This window comes from Allobosea sp. P4_C6 (genome assembly GCF_056402015.1).
Genome location: NZ_JBFUIF010000019.1, coordinates 22,280 through 34,666, shown reverse-complemented (window position 1 = coordinate 34,666; position 12,387 = coordinate 22,280). Strand labels below are relative to the sequence as shown.

Here is a 12,387-nt window from a genome sequence, read left to right as displayed (position 1 = left end):
GGGCGCGGCGCTCAGGCTGCGCGCCGTCGTGACGGACCGGAACCGGGCTGCGGCTCCGTGCGGAAAGCCGCGACGAGATGGTTGAGCTGTCCGATCTGGTTGAGCAGCGTCCGCGCCGAGGCGGCGCTTTGCTCGGCCAGCGCCGCATTCTGCTGGGTGATCTCGTCCATATGGCTGACGGTCTGGCTCATCTCGTCGATGCCGGTGGCCTGCTCGCCGGCTGCCGAGGCGATCTCGTCGACCGTGCTCGAAACCTTGGCGGAGGCGGCGACGATCCGGTCGAGCGTCTTGCCGGCCTGCCGCACCAGCTTGACCCCCTCGGCGATTTCCGAGTCGGAGGATGAGATCAGGCCGGTGATGTCCTTGGCGGCGCTGGCCGAGCGCTGGGCCAGCGCGCGCACCTCGGCGGCGACCACCGCGAAGCTGCGCCCCGCATCGCCGGCTCGCGCCGCCTCGACGGCGGCGTTGAGCGCGAGCAGGTTGGTCTGGAAGGCGATGTCGTCGATCAGGTCGGTGATCTCCGAGATCCGCTTCGAAGCGCCCTCGATCCGGGCCATGGCCTCGACCGCTTCCCTGACCACGTCGCCGCCGGTGCGGGCGACGTCGGCGGCCTCGTCCGCGAGCGCGACGGATTCGCGCGAGGCCTGCGAGGAGGTCTTGACCGAGGCTGCGAGCTGCTCGGTGGTCGCAGCGCTTTCCTCCAGCGCCGAGGCCTGCTGCTCGGTGCGCGTCGAAAGGTCCTGCGCGCCGCTGTTGATCTCCTGCGAGGAGGCGGCGATCGCGGCCGAGGTCGCCTTGATGGTCGCCGCCATCTCCTGGAGCCGGGCCATCGCCGCGTTGAAGTGCTCGCGGATCTGCCCGTATTCGGCCGGGATCTCAGCGCTCATGCGGTGGGTCAGGTCGCCTTCGGCTAGCGCCGCCATGCTCTGGCTGACGCAGGCGATGGCCTGGTCGCGCTCGGCCGCCTTGGCCTGCTCGATGGCGCGCGCCTCGGCCTCGGCCTTCAGCCGGGCTTCCTCCGAGGCTTCGAGATAGACCGTGATCGCGTAGTCCATGTCGAGCAGCGCCGCTTTGACGATGGCGCCGATCTCGGCAGCGCGCTCCTCGGCGCCGGGCATGCGCTTGCCGAACGCGTTCTTCGGCCAGCGCGTCTCGATCACGCTGGCGAGCATCTTTTCGAGGATCAGCGCGTAGCCGCCGATATACCAGCGCGGTTCGAGCCCGATCCGGGCATGGACCTTGCCGACCTTGGTGACGGCATCGACGTAATTCGCGTCGAACTGGCCCGTCGCGATGCCGCTCCAGTGCTGGAGCTGACGCTGCTTGGCGTTTTCGATGTGCTGCTCGCTACCGAAGAAAGCCCTCGTCTCCGGGAATTGCCGCATCTGGCCGTAGAAGGCGTCGAGCGCGTCCGGGATGGCGGCGCCCAGGGCGTCGCCGACATTGCGGATGCGCCCTTGCGCTGCGCTGTCGAGGCCGATGAATGCCAGGCGCCTGGCGAGGTGATCCGATGCGGACATGAAACGGAAATCCCAGCTGGGGCCACTGTTCGAGCCCGCCCCGGTCTCGCCGATCAAGGGTTAACGGCCGGTGATGGCCGGTATTGACCTGCATCAATCCGGCTGCGGCCGAGTGCCTCAGCTTTTACCGCCGCCCGCTTCGTATTTGTCGAGGAACGCCTCCACCGGGAGATGGCGGAAATCGTCCAGCCCTTCGCGCAGGCGGGCATGCTCCCAATCCCACCAGCCCAGCGCCTGCAACCTTTCCGCGACATCCTCGGAGAAGCGCCGCCGGACCGGGCGGGCCGGATTGCCGGCGACGATGGTGTAGGCCGGCACGTCCTTGGTGACGACCGCGCCGCCCGCGACCACGGCACCGGTGCCGATGCTGCGCCCGGCCAGCACGATCGCGCCATGGCCGATCCAGACATCGTGGCCGATCGTGACGGCATGGGAGCGCCGCCAGTCGAAGAAGGCGGAATCGTCCTGCGCATCGTCGAAATAGGCGGAGGCGCGATAGGTGAAGTGCGACTGGCTGGCGCGATGCATCGGATGGTTGCCCGGGTTGATCCGCGTCATCGCCGCGATCGAGCAGAATTTGCCGATCGTCGTGTAAATGACATTGGCGTCGTTCACGACATAGGAGTAGTCACCCATCGTCGACTCGACGAAGACGGTGCGGGCGCCGATCTCGGTGTAGCGTCCGAGCGTCGCCTGCCTGACCTGTGCGGTCGGGTCGATCACCGGTTCGAGTCCCAGCTTCTTCGCGGCCATGTCGTCATCCTCTCCTGATATCGCAGCAGCCGCCGCCCTGGCGGGTGCCCTTGTTCTCGTCGTCGGCCCGTCGGGTGCGGGCAAGGACACGTTGATGGATGGCGCGCGGGCGGAATTCGCCGGCGACGGCCGCTTCCGTTTTGCGCGCCGGCTGATCACCCGGCCGGCGATGCTCGGCGCCGAGGATCACGATTCCTGCGACGAGGCCGCTTTCGCAGCCGCCGAAACCCGCGGCGAGATGGCGCTGAGCTGGCGGGCGCATGGCCTGAGCTACGGCATCCCGGCGAGCGAACTCGACGGCATCGCCGACGGAACGGTGGTGATCGCCAACATCTCGCGCGGCACCATCGCGGCTGCGGAGCGGCTCGCGGCGCGTGTCGTCGTGGTCAACATCACCGCCCCGGCGGCCGTTCTGGCGAAGCGGCTGGCGGCGCGCGGGCGCGAAAGCGAGGCCGACATCGCGGCCCGGCTGGCGCGCGAGGCGCCGCTCGAAGCCGAGCACGCGCAGATCGTCACGATCATGAACGATCGCAGTATTGCGGAGGCGACCGGTGACCTGCTGGCGGTGCTGCGCGCGCTCGGCCGCCATGGTTGCTAGCCGAGCTGATAGGAATCGAGCAGCCTGAAACGGGCTTCGCGGCCATCCTGCCGAAACAGCGCGAAGCGGTCGAGCGCGACGGTCCCCGGCGGAACGGCAGCGGCATAGGCCGCCTCCAGCGACTGCCGGATCGGCCCGACCCGCTCCGCCGGCAGCGACCCGGTCAGCGTCATGTGGAAGCGGAAGGCGTCGCCGACATAAGGATAGCCATAGGCTTCGAGATAGGCGCGCTGCGCCGGGGTGAGCGGGCTCTTCAGGCGTCGCGCCCGGTCCGCTTCGGCCAGCGGCGCCCGGAAGGGTTCGAAGGCCTGCACGAGCGCGAAGGCGAAGCGCTGCAGATCCTCGCTCGGCTCCGATGGCGTCAGGGCTATGAACGAGCCGAGCGCCGTCACGGACAGCCCGCTCAGCGTCACGCCGTCGAGGCCGGCAGCGTAGTTGCGGGCGAAGGCGCGCAACTGATCCTCGCTGCGGCCATCGGCCAGTTCGAACGGCGCTTTGAGCGTGGCGTGGAAGCCGTAGCGGCGTGGCTCGTCGGTCAGCGCCGGCCATTCCGATCCGTCGCAGCCGGCGGGAACGGCGAAGGGGATGTCCTCGCCCGTCAGCGCGTCATAGCCCAGCGCCGCGCTGCCGAAGCGCCAGAGCGCGCTGTCGACGGCGGGAGCGTAATAGAGTGCGTAGCGCTGGCGGCTCAAAATGCGCGCTCGCCCTTCGACCAGACCGCCGCGAGGACAGGCGTCGCGCCCAACACCTTGAAGCGGACGAGATCGGCCCGCAGCCCGGTCTTGAGATGGCCGCGATCCCTGAGGCCGAGGATGTCGGCGACTTTCCAGGTCACCATGCCCATGGCCTCGGGCAGCGCGATGCCATGCTCGGCATTGAGCTTGACCACGGCCTGCAGCAGGCTCGCCGGCACATAGTCCGAGGAGAGGCCGTCGAGCAGGCCCTTTTCGGCGAGTTCCGAGACCGAGACGCCGCCGGAATGCGAGCCGCCGCGCACGACGTTGGGGGCGCCTGCGACCGTGGCGAGGCCGTGCTTCTTGGCGGCTGCCGCAGCCTCGACCGTGGTCGGGAATTCGGAGATCACAGCGCCCGAGGCGACGCCTTCCTCGACATGCTCGGGAATCGTGTCGTCATGGGTCGCGAGCGGGATGCCGCGGGCGCGGAAGATATCGACCACCGCCTGCCAGTTCCGGGCGACGTTGGCGGCGCCTTCGCGCTGGCGGACCTCGACGTCCTCCTCGAATTCCGCGACCGTCTTGCCGTTGCCGACCGCATAGATCTTGAGGTGCTGGAGATCGCGCCACTGGCGCTGGCCCGGCGTGTGGTCCATCAGCGACACCAGCTGGACCAGCTCGTCGTCCTGGTAGGGTGCGATGTCTTCCAGCAGCTGCGGGCTCGTCAGTTCGCAGCGCATATGGATGCGGTGGTCGATGCGGAAGACGTTCTCGCTCTTGCCATAGGCCAGCGACTTCATCACGTCGGCGAAGATGTCCTTGCGGTAGTCCTTGGCCGAGAAGGGCGTGCCGGCGCAGACCGCATTATAGACGGTGGTGACGCCGGCCGCCGCCATCTGCGCGTCATGGACCAGCGCCGCCGCCAGCCCGTTCGGCCAGAAGACCTTGGGGCGCGGCATGAAGTGCTTTTCCATGTTGTCGGTGTGCATCTCGACAAGGCCGGGCGCGACATAGTCGCCGCCTGCGTCGATGGCGTTAGGCAGGGATGAGCTGCCCTGATCGACAGATGTGATGCCGGTCTCGTCGAAGGCAATGGTGCCGGTGACGACCTCGTTCTCGAGGATCAGTCTGGCGTTGGTGAGAACGGTTTGCATCGTCAGGCCTTCCGGAAATCGGTGATGTCGAGATAGCGCGTCGCGACGCGTTCGCGAACCGCCTCGTCGTGGAAGATGCCGACGATGGCGGAACCGGTGGCGCGCGCCTCCGAGATGAGTTCGACGACGACGTCGCGATTGTTGGCGTCGAGCGAGGCTGTCGGCTCGTCGATCAGCATGATTGGCGAGGGGTCGACGAAGGAGCGGGCGATGTTGACGCGCTGCTGCTCGCCGCCGGAGAAGGTGGCGGGCGCGATGCTCCACAGCCGCTCGGGCAGGTTGAGGCGGGCGAGCATCGCCTTGGCCTTCTCCGTTGCGACCTCGGGAGCGGCGCCGCGCGCCAGCAGCGGATCGCGGACGATATCGAGCGTCGAGACGCGCGGAATGACACGCAGGAACTGCGAGACGAAGCCGAGCGTGCGGCGGCGGACGTCGAGCACGGTGCGCGGCACGGCGGCGACGATGTCGACGAGACGGCCGGCATGGGTAACGCGGATGCTGCCCGCCGTCGGCCTGTAGTTGCCGTAGAGGATGCGCAGCAGGCTCGATTTGCCGGCGCCGGACGCACCCGCCAGCACCAGCGCCTCGCCGGCCTCGACGCTGAAATTGACGTTGTCGAAGACAGGCAGCCGGGCTCCGCCCTGGTTGTGCAGGGTGAAGGTCTTGGCGACGTTCTCGACCTGAATCATCGTGGTCATGGTGTCAGTGCCTTGTGCCGACGAGGTGACGAGGATGTGACGGGACCTCCGCCGTCATTCCGGGGCGCGCCGCAGGCGCGAGTCCGGAACCCAGAACCGATGCCGATTGTCTTTCTACGCGACGCAGCCGCGCGGCTTTCTCCGCCATCGCATCGGTTCTGGGTTCCGGGCTCATCGCTACGCGATGCCCCGGAATGACGGTGGTGGTTCCCTCACACACTCAGCACCGCCGAGGTGAGAAGCTGCGTATAGGCGTGGTGCGGATCGTCCAGCACCTGGTCGGTCAGGCCCTGCTCGACGACACGGCCGTCCTTCATCACCATCAGCCGGTCGGTCAAGAGGCGGGCGACGGCGAGGTCGTGGGTGACGATGATCGCGGCCAGCCCGAGATCGCGCACCAGCACGCGCAGCAGGTCGAGCAGGCGCGCCTGCACGGAGACATCGAGGCCGCCGGTCGGCTCGTCCATGAAGACGAGGCGCGGCCCGGAGACCAGCACGCGGGCGATCTGCAGGCGCTGCTGCATGCCGCCTGAGAACTGGCGCGGACGGTCGTCGATACGGGCGCCGGCAATCTCGACGCGGCTGAGCCAGTCGAGCGCACGCTCGCGGATCTGGCCGTAGTGGCGGTCGCCGCGATCCATCAGGCGCTCGCCGACATTGCCGCCGGCGGTGACGTCCATGCGCAGGCCGTCGCGCGGATTCTGGTGGACGATGCCCCAGGCGGTGCGCATCAGGCGGCGGCGCTCCTGCTCGGAGACTGAATAGATGTCGAGCGGCTCTGCGCCGCCCCGGAACAGCACTTCGCCCTCATCGGGCTTGTCGATGCCGGCGAGGCAGCGCAGCAGGGTCGACTTGCCCGAGCCGGATTCGCCGACGATGCCCAGCACCTCGCCCGGCCAGAGATCGAAGGAGACATCGGCGCAGCCGATGCGCTCGCCATAGAAACGGCTGACGCCGTTGACCGAGAGCAGGGGTGCCGGTTCGAGAGCGGCTTCGGGGAGCGTGACGTGAAGGGTCATGATGCAGCTCCGGATTTTACATCCGCGCCGTCATCCCGGGCGGAGCGAAGCGCAGACCCGGGATCCATGCCGGAGCGCTGATCGGTGGGGTTCAGGCATGGGTCCCGGGTCTCCCTTCGGTCGCCCGGGACGACCTCGGAGCCTGAAACAAGCCCGCTTGCCGCCGCATCGCCCAGCATCGCGCCCCGATGCCCTTCGGCCCGGCGCGTCTCGCAGTAATGGCTGTCGGAGCAGACGAACATGCGCCCACCCTGGTCGTCGATGACGACCTCGTCGAGATAGCTGTCATCAGCGCCGCACAAGCCGCAGGGTTGCGTCCAGCTCTGGATGCGGAAGGGGTGATCCTCGAAATCGAGGCTGCGCACGCTGGTATGGGGCGGCAGCGCGTAGATGCGCTTCTCGCGTCCGGCGCCGAAGAGCTGGAGCGCGGGCGACATATGCATCTTCGGATTGTCGAATTTCGGGATCGGCGAGGGCGCCATCACATAGCGGCCGTTGACCATGACCGGGTAGTCATAGGTCTTGGTGATCTCGCCGTAGCGGGCGATGTCCTCGTAGAGCTTGACCTGCATCAGCCCGTATTCGGCCCAGGCGTGCATCTTGCGGGTCTCGGCCTCACGTGGCTCCAGCCGACGCAGCGGCTCGGGCGTCGGCACCTGATAGACCATGACCTGTCCGCTCTTCAGCGGTGCCTCCGGGATGCGGTGGCGGGTCTGGATGATCGTCGCCTCCTCCGTCGCCTCGCAGGTGCGGGCATCGGCGGTGCGCTCGAAGAACTTGCGGATCGAGACGGCGTTGGTGGTGTCGTCGGCGCCCTGGTCGATCACCTTGAGCGTATCGGCCGGGCCGATGATTGCGGCGGTGATCTGGATGCCACCCGTGCCCCAGCCGCGGGCGAGCGGCATCTCGCGCGAGCCGAACGGTACCTGATAGCCGGGCACCGCGACCGCCTTGAGCAAAGCGCGGCGGATCATCCGCTTGGTCTGCTCATCGAGATAGGCGTAGTTGTAAGCCGGCTTTGTATCGTCTGCCGGTATTTGATGGATGGTCATTCCGCAGCCTCCGGCATGGCATTCTGCTCTTGGGCCAGCCGCTCCTCGCGCTCCCTGCGGATGCGGCGGATCAGCTCGAGCTCGCCCTGGAAATCGACATAATGCGGCAGCTTGAGATGCTCGACGAAGCCGGCGGCCTCGACATTGTCGGCGTGGTAGAGGACGAACTCGTCCTGCTGCGCCGGATAGCTGGCGGCTTCGCCGAATTCGCGCGCCTTCAAGGCACGGTCGACCAGCGACATCGACATCGCCTTGCGCTCGCTATGGCCGAAGACGAGGCCGTAACCGCGGGTGAATTGCGGCGGGACTTCCTTCGAGCCCTGGAACTGGTTGACCATCTGGCATTCGGTCAGGGTGATGTCACCGAGATCAACGGCGAAGCCGAGCTCTTCCGGCACGAATTCGACCGCGACCTCGCCGACGCGGACCTCGCCGACGAAGGGATGCGAGCCGCCGAAGCCGCGCTGCACGGAATAACCGAGGCCGAGCAGAAAGCCCTCATCGCCGCGCGCCATCGACTGCAGGCGCACGTCGCGATCGGCCGGGAAGGAGACAGGATCGCGCGTCAGGTCGAAGGGCCGCGGATCGCCCTCCGGCGGCTCTTCCGCCTCCATCAGCCCTTCGGCGCCGAGGATATCGGGCACGCGCGGCATGGTAGCATCGAGGGGAGCTTTCAGGTCGTCATGCTCGGGCTTGACCCGAGCATCTCCTGACACCGAGGCTCCGGCGCCTTCTGGTCCTGAGATGGCCGGGTCGAGCCCGGCCATGACGTCGGGGGAATCCATCAGCGCGAAGTCGAACAGCCGGTGGGTGTAGTCATAGGTCGGGCCGAGCACCTGCCCGCCCGGCAGGTCCTTGTAGGTCGCCGAGATACGGCGGCGGATCGCCATGGCGGCGGTGTCGAGCGGCTCGGAGGAGCCGAAGCGGGGCAGCGTCGTGCGATAGGCCCGCATCAGGAAGGCGGCCTCGATCACGTCGCCCTGCGACTGCTTCAGCGCGAGCGCCGCGAGGTCCTGGTCGTAGAGCGAACCCTCGTTCATCACGCGGGCGCAGGCCAGCGCCTGCTGCTCACGGATCTGGGCGACACTGATCTCCGGCACGGCCGGGTCGCCGCGGCGGGCTTCGGCGACGAGATCATGCGTGGCGAGGATGGCGGCTTCGCCACCTTTGACTGCGACGTACATCAGCAAGACTCCCGGTGGGGCATCAGCGGGGCTCCTCGATCTGCGTCGAACGCGGCAGGCCGATCAGGCTGTCACCATGGGCGAAGACGACGTCGACCCCGAGCGGATAGAGCGCGCTGTTCTCGCTAAGCTCCTCGGTGAAGCCCGGGTGCAGGCCCTGAGGCGCGATCGAGCGCGAGCCGAGAATGCCGGGGCCTGAGAGCGAGAAGCCCGCGCCGCCATCCAGAGCAGCGCATTGCACGAACACGGTTGTCGAGCGATCCGGGAACTGGTCGTTGCCGGGATTGAAAGCGGCGAGCTTCGGCCCATCCGCCGCGCTGTCGATCACGGCGAAGGCGGCCTCAGCGGGATCGTCGACTAAGGCGGCGCCGCAATGGAAGCGCAGCCAGGCGCCGGCCGGGCCGTCGCGCAGGGCTTCCGGCAGCCAGACCGGCGTCTCGTAATCGGCGAGCGTCAGCAAAGCAGTCGCCGTCGCGATGTCGAGCCCTTCCGGCGGCGTGATCTCGGCCACGACGCGCTGCAGCATGCCGGGCTCGGACAGGGCGCTGAGCAGGGCGCGGAAGGCCGTTTGCGACTGGAAGACCGGGTCCAAGAAACCGGGGGAGATCATGGCTTGAGCCGACATCACGAACCCCTGACCAGCGTGAAGAAATCGACCTTGGTCGCCGCCGCCTTGCGCGAGGCGAGGTCGCGGGCGGTGGCCTGCTGCGCGGCGAGCGTGGCGACGCCTTGATGCAGTCCGCTGCCATCGGCCTCGTCCTGAAGCCGGGCGTCGAGCAGGGCGGCGAGCCGCGCCTTCCGGCCGTCGCGGCCGAGCGCATAGGAAAACCCCATCCGCCCGCTGGAGAGGCGCACGACGCAACGCGTCACGGTGGCTTCGCCGAGGTTGAAGCGGCGTCCGGCGCCGCCGGCGCGGCCCTCGACCATCACCGTTCCGGTCTCCGGCGCCTTCAGCACGTCGTGGTCGGGCGGGTCGCCGAGCAGGCTCTCGATCTCGGCGCGGGAGGCGCGCGCCAGCGTCGCCATCCAGCTTTGTCTCGGGGTTCTCTGGCTCATCGGCGCGGGCTCGCTGGTCAGTTCCGAATGTCTAGACTATACTAGGGGAGTTGATGGAAAAGGTCTATACTTTTCGGATGAAATTTTGATGACGGACACAGCAATCGCCGAACGGGATGGCGGCACTGCCTGGCGACGTATCGCCGACGAACTGGCGGAGGCGATCGGGCGTGGCGAGTACAAGCTCGGCGACACGCTGCCGGCCTCGGTCGCGCTGGCCGAGCGCTACGGCGTGCATCGCCATACGGTGCGGCAGGCCTTCCGCCATCTCGCCGAGCAGGGGCTGGTGACGGTCTCGCGCGGCCGCGGCACGCAGGTGACGGCGCCGCGCCTGCCGTATCCGATCGGCCGGCGCGTCAGCATGCGCACCAATATGGGCAAGCTCGGCATCCTCGGCACAAGCCGCATGCTCGCGGCCGAGACGGTGGTGGGCGAGGCGCCAGCCTGCGCGGCGCTCGGCCTGAAGAACGGGACGCCGCTCTGGCGCGTGCAGGGTGTCAGCCTGGCCGACGGCGTGCCGATGGGCACCGGCACGCATTGGCTCTCGGTCGAGCGCTTTCCCGATTTCGACAAGGCCTATCGCGAGGCGGCCGGCTCGATCACGGCTGCCTTCAAGATCTACGGCATCACGGATTACGTGCGCCTGTCGACGCGGTTGACGGCGCGGCTCGCCGACGAGCACGAGGCCGAACTGCTGGAGATCGCGCCCGAGGCAGCCGTGATGATCTCGACGGCGGTCGACGCGCTGCCCGACCTGACACCGATCCATCTCGTCAGCAGCGTCTTTGCGGCTGAGCGCATGGAGATGGTGATCGAGCCGTTCGGGGATTGAACCGCTCCGTCATGCTCGGGCTTGACCCGAGCATCTCAGGACGGAGAGGCGCCCTCTGCCTTCTTGCAAGAGATTCTCGGGTCAAGCCCGAGAATGACGCGCCAAGCCGAGCTTAACTCGCCCGCTTGCCGATGATCGCGAAGCGCAGCTTGCCGGAGAGGAAGTCGATGGCCGAGACCGCGGCGAGGATCAGCAGGATCAGGAAGGAGACCTGCTGCCATTCGAGCGTGCGGATCGTCTCGGCGAGATAGAGGCCGATGCCGCCGGCGCCGACGATGCCGATGATCGTCGAGGAGCGGGTGTTCGACTCGATATAATAGAGCACCTGGCTCGCGATCACCGGAAGGACCTGCGGCAGCAGGCCGAAGCGGATCTCATGCGCCTTGCCGCCGCCGACCGAGGCGACGCCTTCGACAGCTTTGCGGTCGGCCGCCTCGATCGCTTCCGAATAGAGCTTGCCGAAGGCGCCGAGATCGCTGGTCATGATCGCAAGCATGCCGGCGAAGGGGCCGAGGCCGACGACATTCACCCAGATCAGCGCCCAGATCAGCGCATCGACGCCGCGCACCGTGTCGAGCGAGCGGCGGGCGAGGAAATGCACGACGCGGTTGGCGACGACGTTGCGCGCGGCGATGAAGCCGAGCGGCAAGGCGAGCGCCGCCGCCAGCACGGTGCCGAGGAAGGCGATCGCGACGGTCTCGAACAGCGCCTGCACGAAGATCAGGGCGCGGGTCCAGGACCCCGGATGCGGCGGCAGCATCAGCGCGACGAAGGAGCCGAGATTGCCGAGCCCGGCGATGATCTTCCAGAGCGTCGTCTCGAGCGTGGTCAGTCCGTAGAGGAAGAGGCCGAGCAGAGCGACGATGGTGCCGATGGTCGCGAGTTTCGTCTTGAGCGATCCACGGATCGCGGCCTGGTGGCGGCTCAGGATGGCCGAGCGCTCGGCCGTGTCGAGGGCGAGGCTCATCGGCCGTGCTCCAGGCTGAGGAGTGCGTGGCGCAGCCGCTCGGTGCCGTAGTCGATCAGCATCACCGTGACGATGATCAGCAGCAGGATGGCGCTGACATCGGTGAAGTAGAATTTGCGGATCGCTTCGATCAAATCCTGGCCGATGCCGCCGGCGCCGACGAAGCCCATGATCGAGGCGCCGCGGACATTGATCTCGAAGCGCAGCAGCGCGTAGCTGGCGAAATTGGAGAGCACCTGGGGCACGACGGCGAAGCGCACGATCTGCCACCAGCCGCCGCCTGTGGCGGTGACGCCGTCGACCGGCTTCAGGTCGATGTTCTCGACGACTTCCGAGAAGAGCTTGCCGAGCGCGCCCATGGTGTGGATCGCGATGGCGAGCACGCCGGGCAAGGGTCCGAGTCCGAAGGCGATGACGAAGATCAGCGCGAAGACGATCTCGGGAACGGTGCGGCAGAATTCGAGGTAGCGGCGGACTGCGAAGCGCAGCCAGGCGGACCGGCCGAGATTGGCCGCGGCGGCGAAGCAGAACAGGAAGGCGCCGATGGCGCCGAGCACGGTGCCGACATAGGCGATCAGGACGGTCTGCCAGAGCAGCTTCAGCCAGCCCTTCAGGCCCCAGTACCATTCGGCGAGGTCGGCACCGAAGCTGGAGAGGCGCAGTGTCGGCAGCGTCTCGAAGATGTATTTCGGGAAGCGGTGGATGTTCTCGGCGAACTTGCCGAGATCGACCTCCGAACCCCGCGCCGCGAGCAGCACGCAGACGATGAAGACGGCGGCGCCGATGAAGGCCTGCCGGCGCTTGACGGTCGCCGCCTGCCGATAGGCTTCGGCATGGGCCCGGATGGCCGGGTCGTTGCGATCGATCGCGAGTGTCATGG

At 67.8% G+C, this 12,387-nt stretch carries 13 protein-coding genes and 1 pseudogene; 2 read left to right on the top strand and 12 right to left on the bottom strand.

Translation table 11 applies throughout. The features are described 5' to 3' along the window. Positions 1-11: 11 nt before the first annotated feature. Together AC1DVA_RS15400 and AC1DVA_RS15395 are read right to left on the bottom strand one after the other, a co-directional pair. Positions 12-1,520 carry a methyl-accepting chemotaxis protein gene (locus tag AC1DVA_RS15400; RefSeq protein WP_476806427.1) on the bottom strand — a complete coding sequence of 503 codons (1,509 nt, stop codon included), beginning with the start codon at positions 1,518-1,520 and terminating at the stop codon, positions 12-14. A 117-nt stretch (positions 1,521-1,637) separates the two neighbouring features. Further along, positions 1,638-2,273 carry an LbetaH domain-containing protein gene (locus AC1DVA_RS15395; protein WP_476806426.1) on the bottom strand — a complete coding sequence of 212 codons (636 nt, stop codon included), beginning with the start codon at positions 2,271-2,273 and terminating at the stop codon, positions 1,638-1,640. On the opposite strand from AC1DVA_RS15395, the gene phnN reads away from it, so the two are divergent. Next, a complete protein-coding gene (phnN, locus tag AC1DVA_RS15390) occupies positions 2,272-2,871 on the top strand; it encodes a phosphonate metabolism protein/1,5-bisphosphokinase (PRPP-forming) PhnN (protein ID WP_265051389.1) in 600 nt (199 codons plus the stop codon). The two genes, AC1DVA_RS15395 and phnN, sit on opposite strands and share 2 nt — an antisense overlap. Here phnN and AC1DVA_RS15385 read toward each other — a convergent pair. From AC1DVA_RS15385 to phnG, 8 genes and pseudogenes are all read right to left on the bottom strand, one after another. After that, entirely contained in the window at positions 2,868-3,563 is a 696-nt protein-coding gene (locus tag AC1DVA_RS15385) for a DUF1045 domain-containing protein (RefSeq protein ID WP_265051390.1), read from the bottom strand. The two genes, phnN and AC1DVA_RS15385, sit on opposite strands and share 4 nt — an antisense overlap. After that, positions 3,560-4,699 (bottom strand): alpha-D-ribose 1-methylphosphonate 5-triphosphate diphosphatase, encoded by a 1,140-nt coding sequence (locus AC1DVA_RS15380; protein WP_476806425.1) that lies wholly within the window; start codon positions 4,697-4,699, stop codon positions 3,560-3,562. The genes AC1DVA_RS15385 and AC1DVA_RS15380 overlap by 4 nt, the downstream gene beginning before the upstream one ends. 2 nt (positions 4,700-4,701) lie before the next feature. Then, entirely contained in the window at positions 4,702-5,397 is a 696-nt protein-coding gene (gene phnL / locus AC1DVA_RS15375) for a phosphonate C-P lyase system protein PhnL (RefSeq protein WP_265051392.1), read from the bottom strand. Positions 5,398-5,609: 212 nt separating this feature from the next. Continuing rightward, complete coding sequence (gene phnK / locus AC1DVA_RS15370) at positions 5,610-6,416, bottom strand: phosphonate C-P lyase system protein PhnK (RefSeq protein WP_265051393.1); 807 nt, start codon at positions 6,414-6,416, stop codon at positions 5,610-5,612. Between the two features lie 161 nt (positions 6,417-6,577). After that, positions 6,578-7,468, bottom strand: a pseudogene (locus tag AC1DVA_RS15365) (alpha-D-ribose 1-methylphosphonate 5-phosphate C-P-lyase PhnJ); the annotation flags it as partial. Continuing rightward, positions 7,465-8,652: a carbon-phosphorus lyase complex subunit gene (locus tag AC1DVA_RS15360; protein WP_265051394.1), complete on the bottom strand. Its 1,188-nt coding sequence runs from the start codon at positions 8,650-8,652 to the stop codon at positions 7,465-7,467. The pseudogene AC1DVA_RS15365 and the gene AC1DVA_RS15360, both read right to left, overlap by 4 nt. A gap of 22 nt (positions 8,653-8,674) precedes the next feature. Then, entirely contained in the window at positions 8,675-9,277 is a 603-nt protein-coding gene (gene phnH / locus AC1DVA_RS15355) for a phosphonate C-P lyase system protein PhnH (protein ID WP_476806424.1), read from the bottom strand. After that, positions 9,277-9,708 (bottom strand): phosphonate C-P lyase system protein PhnG, encoded by a 432-nt coding sequence (gene phnG / locus AC1DVA_RS15350; protein ID WP_265051396.1) that lies wholly within the window; start codon positions 9,706-9,708, stop codon positions 9,277-9,279. The genes phnH and phnG overlap by 1 nt, the downstream gene beginning before the upstream one ends. A gap of 88 nt (positions 9,709-9,796) precedes the next feature. Here phnG and phnF point away from each other — a divergent pair, with 88 nt between their 5' ends. Beyond that, a complete protein-coding gene (gene phnF, locus AC1DVA_RS15345; RefSeq protein WP_476806423.1) occupies positions 9,797-10,540 on the top strand; it encodes a phosphonate metabolism transcriptional regulator PhnF in 744 nt (247 codons plus the stop codon). A 112-nt stretch (positions 10,541-10,652) separates the two neighbouring features. On the opposite strand, the gene phnE (AC1DVA_RS15340) is transcribed toward phnF, so the two are convergent. Continuing rightward, positions 10,653-11,507: a phosphonate ABC transporter, permease protein PhnE gene (gene phnE, locus AC1DVA_RS15340; RefSeq protein ID WP_476806422.1), complete on the bottom strand. Its 855-nt coding sequence runs from the start codon at positions 11,505-11,507 to the stop codon at positions 10,653-10,655. Continuing rightward, positions 11,504-12,385, bottom strand: coding sequence for a phosphonate ABC transporter, permease protein PhnE (gene phnE, locus AC1DVA_RS15335; protein WP_265051399.1), 882 nt, complete (start codon positions 12,383-12,385; stop codon positions 11,504-11,506). Before phnE (AC1DVA_RS15335) ends, phnE (AC1DVA_RS15340) begins: the two co-directional genes overlap by 4 nt. Between the last annotated feature and the right edge of the window lie 2 nt (positions 12,386-12,387).

Bases quoted from the DNA above. Each gene is read 5' to 3' on its own strand.
- phnL (WP_265051392.1), bottom strand. From the start codon at position 5,397: ATGACCACGATGATTCAGGTCGAGAACGTCGCCAAGACCTTCACCCTG.
- phnE (WP_265051399.1), bottom strand. From the start codon at position 12,385: ATGACACTCGCGATCGATCGCAACGACCCGGCCATCCGGGCCCATGCC.
- phnH (WP_476806424.1), bottom strand. From the start codon at position 9,277: ATGTCGGCTCAAGCCATGATCTCCCCCGGTTTCTTGGACCCGGTCTTC.
- phnK (WP_265051393.1), bottom strand. From the start codon at position 6,416: ATGACCCTTCACGTCACGCTCCCCGAAGCCGCTCTCGAACCGGCACCC.
- phnF (WP_476806423.1), top strand. From the start codon at position 9,797: ATGACGGACACAGCAATCGCCGAACGGGATGGCGGCACTGCCTGGCGA.
- AC1DVA_RS15395 (WP_476806426.1), bottom strand. From the start codon at position 2,273: ATGGCCGCGAAGAAGCTGGGACTCGAACCGGTGATCGACCCGACCGCA.
- AC1DVA_RS15400 (WP_476806427.1), bottom strand. From the start codon at position 1,520: ATGTCCGCATCGGATCACCTCGCCAGGCGCCTGGCATTCATCGGCCTC.
- AC1DVA_RS15360 (WP_265051394.1), bottom strand. From the start codon at position 8,652: ATGTACGTCGCAGTCAAAGGTGGCGAAGCCGCCATCCTCGCCACGCAT.
- phnG (WP_265051396.1), bottom strand. From the start codon at position 9,708: ATGAGCCAGAGAACCCCGAGACAAAGCTGGATGGCGACGCTGGCGCGC.
- phnE (WP_476806422.1), bottom strand. From the start codon at position 11,507: ATGAGCCTCGCCCTCGACACGGCCGAGCGCTCGGCCATCCTGAGCCGC.
- phnN (WP_265051389.1), top strand. From the start codon at position 2,272: ATGTCGTCATCCTCTCCTGATATCGCAGCAGCCGCCGCCCTGGCGGGT.
- AC1DVA_RS15380 (WP_476806425.1), bottom strand. From the start codon at position 4,699: ATGCAAACCGTTCTCACCAACGCCAGACTGATCCTCGAGAACGAGGTC.